The organism is Weissella viridescens, assembly GCF_003862435.1.
Taxonomy (GTDB): domain Bacteria; phylum Bacillota; class Bacilli; order Lactobacillales; family Lactobacillaceae; genus Weissella; species Weissella viridescens_A.
The window spans coordinates 86,413-97,778 of the sequence record NZ_RHGY01000005.1; the positions used below are offsets into that span (position 1 = coordinate 86,413).

General features: G+C 43.2%; 12 protein-coding genes and 1 riboswitch. Of the genes, 8 read left to right on the forward strand and 4 right to left on the reverse strand.

The features are described 5' to 3' along the window. Positions 1–49: 49 nt before the first annotated feature. Positions 50–790, forward strand: coding sequence for a class I SAM-dependent methyltransferase (locus D3P96_RS05595; protein ID WP_124943391.1), 741 nt, complete (start codon positions 50–52; stop codon positions 788–790). A 72-nt stretch (positions 791–862) separates the two neighbouring features. Here the strand turns inward: D3P96_RS05595 and D3P96_RS05600 are convergent, their stop codons facing one another. The 4 genes from D3P96_RS05600 to D3P96_RS05615 form a co-directional block, all read right to left on the reverse strand. After that, entirely contained in the window at positions 863–1,519 is a 657-nt protein-coding gene (locus D3P96_RS05600; RefSeq protein ID WP_124943392.1) for an energy-coupling factor transporter transmembrane component T family protein, read from the reverse strand. Further along, the gene (locus tag D3P96_RS05605; protein WP_124943393.1) at positions 1,516–2,919 is read right to left on the reverse strand and encodes an ABC transporter ATP-binding protein; all 1,404 of its coding nucleotides are present in this window, start codon (positions 2,917–2,919) and stop codon (positions 1,516–1,518) included. Before D3P96_RS05605 ends, D3P96_RS05600 begins: the two co-directional genes overlap by 4 nt. A gap of 4 nt (positions 2,920–2,923) precedes the next feature. Further along, positions 2,924–3,484: an ECF transporter S component gene (locus D3P96_RS05610; RefSeq protein WP_124943394.1), complete on the reverse strand. Its 561-nt coding sequence runs from the start codon at positions 3,482–3,484 to the stop codon at positions 2,924–2,926. 135 nt (positions 3,485–3,619) lie between these two features. Next, a riboswitch (TPP riboswitch) is annotated at positions 3,620–3,708 on the reverse strand. Between the two features lie 23 nt (positions 3,709–3,731). After that, positions 3,732–4,667, reverse strand: a complete 936-nt coding sequence (locus D3P96_RS05615) for a dihydroorotate oxidase (protein WP_124943395.1) — start codon at positions 4,665–4,667, stop codon at positions 3,732–3,734. 222 nt (positions 4,668–4,889) lie between these two features. Between D3P96_RS05615 and D3P96_RS05620 the strand changes: the two genes are divergently transcribed. The 7 genes from D3P96_RS05620 to D3P96_RS05650 all read left to right on the forward strand — a co-directional run bounded on the left by D3P96_RS05620 (position 4,890) and on the right by D3P96_RS05650 (position 11,366). Next, positions 4,890–5,861 (forward strand): ribose-phosphate diphosphokinase, encoded by a 972-nt coding sequence (locus D3P96_RS05620; RefSeq protein ID WP_124943396.1) that lies wholly within the window; start codon positions 4,890–4,892, stop codon positions 5,859–5,861. Positions 5,862–5,888: 27 nt separating this feature from the next. Continuing rightward, positions 5,889–6,878 carry an aldo/keto reductase gene (locus D3P96_RS05625; RefSeq protein ID WP_124943430.1) on the forward strand — a complete coding sequence of 330 codons (990 nt, stop codon included), beginning with the start codon at positions 5,889–5,891 and terminating at the stop codon, positions 6,876–6,878. 140 nt (positions 6,879–7,018) lie between these two features. Beyond that, positions 7,019–7,327 (forward strand): PadR family transcriptional regulator, encoded by a 309-nt coding sequence (locus D3P96_RS05630; protein ID WP_124943397.1) that lies wholly within the window; start codon positions 7,019–7,021, stop codon positions 7,325–7,327. Then, on the forward strand, positions 7,327–7,959 hold the full coding sequence (locus tag D3P96_RS05635; RefSeq protein WP_124943398.1) for an HAAS signaling domain-containing protein: 633 nt from the start codon (positions 7,327–7,329) through the stop codon (positions 7,957–7,959). The genes D3P96_RS05630 and D3P96_RS05635 overlap by 1 nt, the downstream gene beginning before the upstream one ends. A gap of 4 nt (positions 7,960–7,963) precedes the next feature. Beyond that, on the forward strand, positions 7,964–8,911 hold the full coding sequence (locus D3P96_RS05640) for a DUF4097 family beta strand repeat-containing protein (protein ID WP_124943399.1): 948 nt from the start codon (positions 7,964–7,966) through the stop codon (positions 8,909–8,911). A gap of 155 nt (positions 8,912–9,066) precedes the next feature. Continuing rightward, the gene (locus tag D3P96_RS05645; protein ID WP_185696101.1) at positions 9,067–9,888 is read left to right on the forward strand and encodes an HAD-IIB family hydrolase; all 822 of its coding nucleotides are present in this window, start codon (positions 9,067–9,069) and stop codon (positions 9,886–9,888) included. Between the two features lie 107 nt (positions 9,889–9,995). Further along, positions 9,996–11,366, forward strand: a complete 1,371-nt coding sequence (locus tag D3P96_RS05650) for an RsmF rRNA methyltransferase first C-terminal domain-containing protein (RefSeq protein WP_124943401.1) — start codon at positions 9,996–9,998, stop codon at positions 11,364–11,366.

The following is an 11,366-nucleotide window of genomic DNA, read 5'->3' on the forward strand; positions in this document are numbered from 1 at the left end:
TTATGCTACAATAGGCGCAACAAACTGATTTCAGGAGGCAGTGAAGGTCATGCAAAAATCAATTTACGATGATGAGACGTTTTTCGACGCGTATAGTCAGATGCAACGCAGTGTGGAGGGATTAGCTGGTGCTGGCGAGTGGGAAGCGCTTAAAGCAATTTTGCCAGATTTCCAAGGGAAGACGGTTTTAGATATTGGCTGTGGGTATGGTTGGCATTGCCAATATGCTGCGGAACAAGGTGCAACATCTGTCATCGGAATTGATCCGTCTGAGAAAATGCTAGAGGTAGCCAAGGCTAAAAATCAGTATCCTGACGTTGTGCAATATGAATTAGGGGATGCTGAAAGTCTGCAATTTGCTGATGAACAATTCGACGTCATTTTGAGTTCTTTAGCCTTACATTATGTTGCTGATTACGAACAGCTCATTCAAAAATTGCGACGCATGCTTAAACCGCAGGGAAAACTCATTTTTACCGTGGAACATCCAATCTTCACGGCAGAAGGGTCAGAAGACTGGGTCAAAGATACGGACGGGAATATTGATCATTTTCCCGTGGATCATTATTTTGAAGAAGGCGAACGTGCAACCCATTTTCTTGGATCAGATGTCAAAAAATATCACCGTACCTTGACGACGTACATCGAGACATTATTAAAAAATGGATTTATACTTGAACATGTGATTGAACCAACACCACCAGAACGAATGTTGGATCAGCCAGGTATGCGCGATGAATTAAGGCGACCAATGATGCTCATTATTGAAGCACAAAAAGGCGATGCCTAAAATATGACAGATTAAAAACCCCGCTTAGCATTTAGCTAGGCGGGGTTTTTGTTGGGGTGGGTGTAGGGGGCGTTAAATGAAAAAACTCATCCCCACATAGCCAATAATAAGGATACCAGCAACTAACCATTGCCATTTCGGTAGCGTATCTTGATAGGTCATGGTACGTGGGAAGCCCTCAGAAAACCCATGTGAGGCCATCCCTTGTGCTAAATCATCAGACCATTGAATCGCACTTAAAATGGCTTTGAAATACAGTTGGGGTTGCCACAAATGATACGTCATGCCACGCAGATTGGCAGAATAACGAATCGTTTTCACTTGGCGTTGGATACGTGGTAGCAGATTAAACGCTGCCAGCAAGCCGTAGGCGAAGGTTGGTGAAAGATGTAGATGTAAGACGAAACTCATCAACATATCTTTCACTGGGGTCGTCAGTGTGAGGGACATCCCCAAGAATAAGTAGGCGAAGAGACGACTAACTTGCAGCCACGCTTGCAGCCAGACGTCACCTGTTCCGAAAGCGATGAAGGACCAACCGGTCCCCAAAGCGAGAGGGAGTGAAATTAGCGTCACTAAGCCAATGGTTTTAAGATTGGCGTGGTGAAGCATGAGATACAATAGCGCCAGCACACAAACCACGACATTAGCGGTTATTGACTGAGTAAAAGCCATGGGAAAGCCAATCCCTAAGAGAATAATCAATAAAACACTTGGATTGAAGGTCATTGTGCACCTCCCATGATTAAATGGTGCCCTTGTAAGTGAATTTCATAGTCGACATAATCAGCTAAGCCGATTCGTTGATGTGAAATCATTAAGGCGCTGATGTGATTGGCTTGAATGCTTGTTTGAATTAAGTCCAAGACGTGTTGCATAGAAACGGTATCCAAGCCTGCCAACGGTTCATCCAAAAGCAATACCGGCTGGCTCATAATGAGCATGCTGAGGACTTGAAGTTTCTTTTGTTGGCCACCGGATAATTGATACACATTTGCCTCAGTGTGTGGCGTTAGGTTCAATTGATCCAGGGTCTGTTCAATGCGTGCTGTTGTCCAGTAATCAGGTAGTCGGGTATGCTTTTGAGATAAGGCAAGTTCATCGGCAACCGTTAAAGCAACGAATTGGTCCATCGCGTCTTGAAAAACAAGGCCGACAGTTTGGGCCCAGCGTTTCATTTTTATTTTTTGACTATCTTGGCCATCCCAGTGCAACAAACCTCGATAGGGACGTTGATGGGTTATTGCTGCAAATAACGTTGACTTCCCACTTCCGTTGACGCCAGATAGCAGGCCGAGTTGACCGGCTGGCAGCGCAAACGTGGCGGATTCAATTAAGGGACGTCCAGCCATGTCAATCGATACATCATCCAATGCTAACGGACTCAAGGCGTTGCGCGAAGGTGCTGGAAAAAGCGGGTCAACACCAGTATTTGCGGAAAGGACGCTGGCGTCCGTTTGCGTGAGCTGATGATCGACCAATTGATACACAGTATCAATCAAGTCCGGATAGCCAGAAAAATCGTGATCAGCGACAATAATGGTCTTGCCATGGTGCATTTGAAGTTGTTTGAGCAAATGCATCAATTCATGGCGGGCATGCGGATCGACATTAGCGAATGGTTCATCAAGCAGAATATAGTCACTCCCAAGCGCAAGAATTGTAGCTAACGCGACTTTTTGCTTCTCACCGCCGGAAAGGGTGATTAGATTTTGGTTGGCCAGTGCGGTGATGCCAATGGTGGCTAATGCCTCATCAACTTGATGGGGGATGTCGGCAGCTGGCGCTTGAATATTTTCAAGGGCAAACGTTATTTGTTCGAGCGGTGTGGCCATGGCGAACTGTCGGTTCGGGTTTTGGAATAAAAGGGCCACCCGCTTGGCGCGTTCGAAAGGAGCCACGGTGGCAATGGGCAAGTCGTCGAGGGTGATTTCCCCGGAAGTAACTGTGCCACCAAATTGTGGTAATAGACCGGTCATGGCTTTAAGTAACGTAGATTTACCGGAACCTGATGCACCAATCAGAAGGTTAAAACTACCCGCAGCGGGTGTCCAAGTAATTTGACTGAGTTCATCAGGGCCGGAGTCCCGATAGCGGAAACTGAAATTTTCAATGGCGAGTTTAGTCATCGTGCTATTTCATTAGTCCGGTTTGGTCAAGGAGGCGTTTAATCCAATAAACTAAGACGCCAGCAAAGAATCCCACTGAAAGCAAGCGGGCAGCGAACAAGCCAACCAACATCATAGGTTGGTAGTGGAGATAGCCGTTACTAAAGAGATCCCAGCCAAGTGTCACAATCGTAGAAGTGATGACCGAAAGGGTTAGCCCTAATTTGTCCCAGTTTTTATATCCCGTCATGGCAAAACCAAGTTCACTACCAAGTCCTTGAATACTTCCAGAAAGGAGGGTTGAAACACCCCAACTTGAGAAGAGTAGCATTTCCACAGTGGCGGCGAGTAATTCTCCTAGGAAAGTCGCCCCAACTTTTTTGAGGAGAACGCCAGCCATCGGACCTGCCATGAGCCAAACCCCGAGGGTTAGGTCATTGGCGAAGGGTTTGAGTGGTGTCGCGGCGAGGGCGTAGTACATATAGCCCCATAGTTGGTAAATAATTCCAAAGAAAATAGCGATAATCGCCAAGAAAATGACATCTTTTAGATGCCAGCGTGTGTTGTTTTGTTGCACTGTCTGCATGACAAGCAACCTCCTTAAAGTTATTCGAATCAAACAGTGGAGACAAAAAAAGCCGTAATCAAACACTATTGAAAGGTTTGACTACGGTTTTTGTTTACAGTATGAAACGCCACATAAAAAATGGGCGGTGTTGCGCGTAAACAAAACCAAGCTTCCTCCGCCAGTATTATCTGGATCAGGTTTGTGGGTATTATCTCAGCCGTTTGGCACCCCAGCATGGTTGATTCGTTACGCTTAGTATAGCGGATTAGTCGAGTGTTTGCAATTGTCCACGGAATTGTGCGACATCATTGTATTCTTTGACCTTCATTTCGGTTTCCAATTCGTGCTTTAAACGATTGAAGACGGTTGGACCTTCTTGATGCAAAGTGGTTCCAACAGAAACGAGATCAGCACCACATAAAATCAAATCATAAACGTCACGACCGTCCTTTACGCCACCAGTTCCGATGATCTTGATTTCAGGATTCAAACGTTGACGTAATCCACGAACGTTAGCAAGTGCAGTTGGCTTAGCAATTGCACCCCCAAGGCCACCAAAGCCACCCTTAGGGGCAATCATGGCTGTATCGGTATCTGGGTTAACCATCAAACCGTTTCCAATTGAGTTGATGGTGTTCACGAACGCCAATGGGAAATCGTTTAGGACTTCAGCGATCATATCAAAGTGCGCAATATCAAAGTATGGTGGCAACTTAACACCCAAAGGCTTCTTGAAGAAAGTGAAAGCTTCCGTCAAAATTTGGCGGGTTGTTTCAAAATCATAACCTGTTTGAGGCTTACCAGGCACGTTAGGACATGAAAGGTTTAATTCAACTAAACCATTGAAATCTGAGGCTTGAATTTCACGCAACATTTGTAAGTTATCATCTTTTGATAGTCCAGCAATTGAAAGGAAGAGTGGCTTATCATCTTGGTGCGCAATTGCATATTCCAAGTAATAATCTAAGCTCAAGTTTGGGAGACCCATTGAATTGATTGAACCCAAGGCCATATCAGCATAACGGACACCAGGGTTTCCGGCGCGTTCGATTGGTGTGGCACTCTTAGTCACCAGTGAACCAGCACCTGGGGCTTCAAGAATTTGATCCAATTCTTTGGTTGTTTGACAATACACTCCAGCCGCATTTAACAAGATATCGTCAAAAGTAAAGCCGGCAATGCTCGCAGTCATTGTTGTCATAATGTTCTCCTTATAGTGATGCGTTAACCGCATTTAATTAATTTTACTTATTTTACCAGTTTGAAGGTAAAAAAACTAGTTTGTTTAAATCGATTTAACAACATTTGATGAATTGGGGATTTCAGGGCAACTCATAGCACGACCGTCTAAAATCTGTTAAAATGAAAATATATTATGAACACGTTAAAGCTTAAGTGCAGAGATATATCGGAGGAAGAGCCTGTGTCATCTGAATTAAAATTATTTGGTTTATCAGTAAACCATGCGTTAGCTAAAAAAGTGGCTGACGAATTACATATGGATTTAGGACAAATTGATCAAGCCAGTTTTGCTGATGGTGAAATCTATGAGCGTATTTTGGAAAGCGTCCGTGGGGATGATGTTTTCATCATTGCGCCCATTGCGACCGAAGCCAACGATGCCTTCATGGAAATTATGATTGCCGTTGATGCTTTGCGTCGCAGCTCAGTTGAAACCATTAATGTGGTGATTCCATATTTCGGTTATGGTCGTCAAGATCGTAAAGCAAAAGCACGTGAGCCTATCACAGCTAAACTGGTGGCTTCATTACTTGAAATGAACGGAGTTGACCGTGTGGTTGCCGTTGATTTTCATGCTGATCAATTACAAGGGTTCTTCAACAACCCAGTGGACCACTTGTTGGCCGCACCATTACTTTCAGACTACTTCTTTGAACGTAAGCTAACCGAAAACTTGGTGGTAGTTTCACCAGATCATACCGGGGCTGGACGTGCCCGTAAGTTTGCGGAACTATTGGAAGCCCCTTGGGGTGTCATCAATGATTCAGTTGCAGCAGTCATGCCTGAATCACCAGATGCAATTGTGGGTGAAGTTGAAGGTCGTCGTGCCATTATCATTGATGACATCATTGACTCTGGTCGTCGCATGCAAATGACGGCTGAAGCATTGAAGGCCAATGGGGCAACAGAAGTCTTTGCGGTATCAACGCACGCAGTCTTCTCAAACGATGCTGGACGTCTTTTGGCCAATGATGCAAACATTGACCACATTGTGGTGACTGATACCGTGCCAATCGCACCAGAAAATCAATCATCAAAGTTGACGGTTTTGTCAGTGGCCCCACTTTTGGCTGAAGCAATTAAGCGTATTCACCAAAATGAACCCCTTGATAAACTTTTAAAGTCACATAACAACCCTACTGTAAAACTATAAGTTACTTGAAGAAACGGAGAAATAATGATGGTCTATGCAGCTGCAGATAATCGCTATGATGTTCTACCATATCGCCGAGTGTCAGATTCTGGTTTAATTTTACCAGCATTGTCATTTGGACTTTGGCGTAATTTAGGTGATCAAAAGCCTCTTGCAAACTCTCGTGAAGTGATGTTGAAAGCGTTTGATAACGGTATTTTTTCTTTTGACAACGCGTCTAATTATGGTCCTTCAAATGGAACGGCGGAAGAAACCTTTGGGGCAGTTTATCAAAGTGATTTAAAGCCTTACCGTAATGAATTGGTTATTACAACAAAGGCTGGTTACCACATGTGGCCTGGTCCGCTAGGCGAATTCTCAGGGCGTAAGACATTGACAGCTGCTTTGGATTTGTCATTACAACGCATGCACTTGGATTATGTTGACATTTTCTACGCACATCGTTGGGATCCGAATACAAACTTACGTGAAACAGCGGAAGCACTAGATTCACTTGTGCGTCAGGGTAAGGCCTTGTACGTGGGGGTTTCTAACTATACTGCTGAACAAACACAAGCGATTGCCGAAATTTTCGAAGAATTGCATACACCATTCATTGGTAACCAAATGTCATATAATATGTTCAACCGTGAAGCTGAACAAGATAATATGTTAGATATTTTGGATGCCCACCATGCTGGTTTGATTGCTTATGGACCTTTAGCTGAAGGTTTGCTAACGGACCGTTACTTGGATGGTTTCCCAGAAGACTTGCCATTGCACCGTTCAAATTCGTTTATTGCCGATGACCCTAAGGGGACGGTTGCTAAGTTGAATGCATTGAACGATTTGGCGAAGAACCGTAACCAAACATTGGCTCAAATGGCCGAAGCTTGGTTGTTACGTGATAAACGTGTCGCTTCAATCGTCATTGGTGCGTCATCTGTTGATCATCTGTTGGACAACGTGAAGGTTGCTGGTAACATGACCTTTACGCCTGATGAATTAGCTGAAATTGATCGTATTTTAGCGCAATAATAAAATTAAAAGTGCCTTGGAATCCTGTTCCAAGGCACTTTTTTTAATATCATCAATTTATTTTGCATAACCGACTTGACGTTATGTTATAGATGATATAGTATATATTATATCGAAAACAGTATGAGAGGAAACATGATATGGATATTCAAGTACCAACGACAATTCTTGATGGCACAGTCTTATCAATTTTGTCTAAGGAGGATACATATGGGTATATCATCACAAAAGCCGTTCAAGAAAAATTGAATGTGAGTGAATCAACGATGTATCCCGTCTTACGTCGCTTAAAGAAGAATAACTATTTAACAAATTATGATGAACCGTTCGAAGGTCGAATTCGCCGGTATTATCACGTCACCGAAACCGGGTTAGAACACTTAGCTGAAATTCGTTCAGCTTGGGCCGATTTTGACGCAGCTGTCAGTTCACTTTTGGAGGAAGGTTAATGTTTAACGATTACTTTGCGGAAGTCCGTAACTATTTAAATGGCGTACCGAGCCATGATCAAGAAGAAATGATTCAGTTCTATGAAGAACAAGCCATGGATGCCAATTGGACTGTTGAAGAGATGGTACAAAAATATGGTACGCCTAAGCAATTTGCACGTTCATTACGTTTGGAATACACAATGAACTTAGACGATGAACAAGCTAACCAAGCGAGCGATGTTACGCCTCAAGCTAAGGGGAAGAATCGTAGTCAAATGATTTGGTTGATTATCTTAGGCTTGTTGGCAAGCCCAATCTTAGTATTGTTGGCACTCTTCTTGATTCCAATGATTTTAGGCATCTTGTTTGCCTTTGTCATGATGATCTTTTCAATTTACGCCGGCGTTATCGGTGTCTTAGGGGCTGGATTAGCTGCGATTTTTGCCGGATTTTCACTTTTTTCAAGTTCAGTACCTACAGCAATTTTCTTTGGTGGATTAGGACTTTTGCTAACAGGGTTAGTTGTGATCTTTGGTCCAATTATTTGGAATATTACAAAGTGGATGTTTGAAATGTTTATTAAATTTATGAAGTGGTTGGGTCGTAAGTTGGTGTCAAATCACCGTGGCAACCAATCAAAGGGGGTGTAGTCCAATGAAACTAAAGAAGCCTTTAATTATTGGTGGGATTTTGTCTGTTGCTGGTGTTGCGTTAATGTGCGCCACTTTTAATGAATCCAACTTCAATATTTCTTGGGAAAAAGGGAAGGGATTGCAAACCGTCTCTGTACGTAAAAACCAACAGAATTTTGCTAAGGATGCCATTAAAAATATTGACTTAAATGTTAAAAACCAACAAGTTACATTGAAACAAGGTGATACGGATAGTTGGCAAGTGAAAACAACCTCTTGGGGTGGTAAGCAGAGTTCTGTGAATGTCTCAGATGGCACGCTTCATGTGACAACAAAAGACAATACACAAGATAACATGGTCATGACATTAGGTGATTCAGATACTGGGTTTACAATTAACGACTATGATGATGAGAGTGATACAACGATTGTTGTACCAAAGAATGTTAAGCTTGATCAAGTAAACGTCACTGGTAAAGATGGTGGCGTGATTATGGATGACTTTAAGGCCAACCGAATTAAGGTACAGATGCAGGATGGTGGGGCCCGTCTCCGTAATATTCAAAGTCAATCAATGGATATGAGTTCAAGTGATGGACGCATGTATGTTGAAAATAGTACGTTTGACAAACTTCACGTCACTGGTCGTGATATGGGAATTAGCGGTTCAGGTTTGAAGTTGAATCAAGCCAGCGACATTAAGCTTCGTGATGGACATGTCGCCATTGATAAAATCCAAGCCCCTGGCTATAACTTGCATGCTAAGGATGAAATTATCTTTGAATCAGGTGCCAAGGATAGCAAGGGAAAGTATGTCAAGATTGATAAAGATGATGAAAATAATACTGTGACACGTGGTAACCAACAACGAGCGTTAACCATCAATGCAAACTATAGTGAAATTACGTTGAGTGAACATACAGGATTACCAGATGATTCTGATGATTCCGATTCTGAAGATGATTATTAATGAATATTAAAAAGATGATTGAGGTGAATGCAATCATCTTTTTTTGTGTCAAATTGGATTGGGTGAGGCTTGCAATAACTGAAACTATCAGTTAATCTGAAAACTATCGATGCCCGTGCTATGGGCAATTTAAACTAAAAAAATGGATGAAAACTATGAAAAAACTAATTGCAATTGATTTGGATCATACAACTTTAAATGAAGCTGGTCAGGTATCTGACTATACAATTTCAGTCTTACAAGCGTTACAGGCGCAAGGGGATGTTGTGTCGATTGTGACCGGACGTTCACCACGCGTTTCGGAGCCAATTTATCGTGAAATTGGGCTAACTTCTCCATTAATGACTTTCAATGGTGGGTTGGGATTTAASCCGAATGCTAGTTGGGATGGGGAGTACAGTATTACCTTCTCAAGTGATATTTTGTATCGCATTATGATTGCATTTGACGTGCATCATATCCAAGGAATTGCCGCTGAAAATCGCGAAGATGCTTGGGGGCGGACAGAGCGCATTATCCTAAGTCCTGAAGAACAGATTTTCTTCCCAATGAGTGTCAAAGAGCGTCGCCTATTGACGATTGATAACTTACCAGCACGTTTTAATGAAGTACTGTTTTATATTGCCCCTGAATATCAACCAGCTTTTGTACAGTTTGTACGTGATACGTATGGGGATCAGGACGTTGAAGCAGTGCCGTGGGGATCAGGGTCATCAATTGTCTCATTACGCATGCAATATGTGAATAAGTACATGGCGTTAACAGCGTTGCAAAAAGCATACGACATCGAACCAGACCAGGTGTATGCGTTTGGGGATGAAATGAATGATTATGAAATGCTACGTGGGGCGGCCCATGGTATTTTGATGAAGAACGGTAACCAGAAATTGGCACCAGTTTCCCAGGCGATCACACGGAAAACAAATGATGAAGATGGCTTAGCCGATTATATTGAAAATGTTTTAAAGTTGGTCTAGTCAGTTTTAATTTTATAAAAACGAAAAAGTCGGCTCATAACGTGAGTTTGGCTTTTTTTTGTGGTAAAATTAAAATCAAAATAGGCTAAATAAGGAGCGTTGAGACGATGCAGTTACCCGAAGCTTTCAAAGAAAAATATCGTCGGCTGCTTGGAGCTGATGCAGATGCTTTTTTTCAAGCATTGGATGACCAACCCAGCAAAGCATTTCGGGTGAATCCCTTGAAGCCCAATGACCAACCCGTAGACACCCCACTTGGTCCCCGGGTACCATGGAGCCGTTGGGGCTATTATGGTGCTGTTTCTGGCCATTCGATTGATCATACAGACGGTGTGATTTATTCTCAAGAACCCTCAGCTCAATTGGTCGGAGAGTTGGCACAACCAACACCAGGGAGCAAGGTGCTTGACTTAGCCGCTGCACCTGGTGGGAAATCAACGCACCTAGCGTCATTCATGAATCAAGATGGCCTGTTGGTATCTAACGAAATTAACCGCAAACGTGCCGGAATTCTAAGTGAAAATATGGAACGTTTTGGTGTTGCTAATGCATTAGTGACGAACCATGATGCAACAGTGTTGGCAAAAAAATTCCCGCTATATTTTGATACAATTGTTTTGGATGCACCGTGTTCAGGTGAAGGGATGTTCCGTAAGGATCCGGATGCCATTCAATATTGGACGCCTGAGTATCCGGCAGAAAATGCCCAACGACAAAAAGAAATTTTAGTGGATACAGTCAAAATGCTGAAACCAGGTGGTACGTTAGTTTATTCGACATGTACGTTTGCGCCAGAGGAAGATGAGCAGATTATTGCGTGGTTATTGGAAACTTACCCGGAATTCTCGGTTGTCCCAGTTGACAAAGCTGAGGGGATTGATGATGGACGCCCAGAATGGGCTGACGGAAATCCTGCTTTAGCAGATACAGTACGTTTATTCCCCAACCATGTTGCAGGTGAGGGTCACTTTATGGCAAAACTACATAAAGCGGAGTCAGATGACACAGCAAAGCCAGTTAAGCTATCACGCTCAAACTTGACTGCCGAGCAACGTGAGTTGTGGGAAACATTTGCCCAAGCGAATATTAAGACGCAACCCCAAGGCGTTTTGTATGCTTTTGGTGATCAACTATACGCATTGCCGGAGGCAGCCCCAGATCTAAAGGGGTTACAGGTTTTACGAGCAGGTCTACACTTAGGTACCTTTAAGAAGAAACGTTTTGAGCCAAGTTTGGCTTATGCGTTAGCCGCAAAGCCAGCTGACTTTAAACGAACATACCCATTGACGACCACAGAATGGGCGCAGTATGTACACGGTGACACTTTTATGGTTGACCCGGAGCATGCCCAGGAAAACGGTTGGTATAGCCTGTCGATGGCTGACAATGGCGTGGGATTCGGTAAATTGGTTAATGGCCAAATGAAGAATTTCTATCCCAAGGGCTTACGCTTTTTACCCCAAACCGAAGTGAAATAA

Coding starts and splice junctions, on each gene's coding strand:
- D3P96_RS05625 (WP_124943430.1), top strand. CDS start 5,889: ATGGTCTATGCAGCTGCAGATAATCGCTATGATGTTCTACCATATCGC.
- D3P96_RS05630 (WP_124943397.1), top strand. CDS start 7,019: ATGGATATTCAAGTACCAACGACAATTCTTGATGGCACAGTCTTATCA.
- D3P96_RS05610 (WP_124943394.1), bottom strand. CDS start 3,484: ATGCAGACAGTGCAACAAAACAACACACGCTGGCATCTAAAAGATGTC.
- D3P96_RS05650 (WP_124943401.1), top strand. CDS start 9,996: ATGCAGTTACCCGAAGCTTTCAAAGAAAAATATCGTCGGCTGCTTGGA.
- D3P96_RS05595 (WP_124943391.1), top strand. CDS start 50: ATGCAAAAATCAATTTACGATGATGAGACGTTTTTCGACGCGTATAGT.
- D3P96_RS05615 (WP_124943395.1), bottom strand. CDS start 4,667: ATGACAACAATGACTGCGAGCATTGCCGGCTTTACTTTTGACGATATC.
- D3P96_RS05605 (WP_124943393.1), bottom strand. CDS start 2,919: ATGACTAAACTCGCCATTGAAAATTTCAGTTTCCGCTATCGGGACTCC.
- D3P96_RS05640 (WP_124943399.1), top strand. CDS start 7,964: ATGAAACTAAAGAAGCCTTTAATTATTGGTGGGATTTTGTCTGTTGCT.
- D3P96_RS05635 (WP_124943398.1), top strand. CDS start 7,327: ATGTTTAACGATTACTTTGCGGAAGTCCGTAACTATTTAAATGGCGTA.
- D3P96_RS05600 (WP_124943392.1), bottom strand. CDS start 1,519: ATGACCTTCAATCCAAGTGTTTTATTGATTATTCTCTTAGGGATTGGC.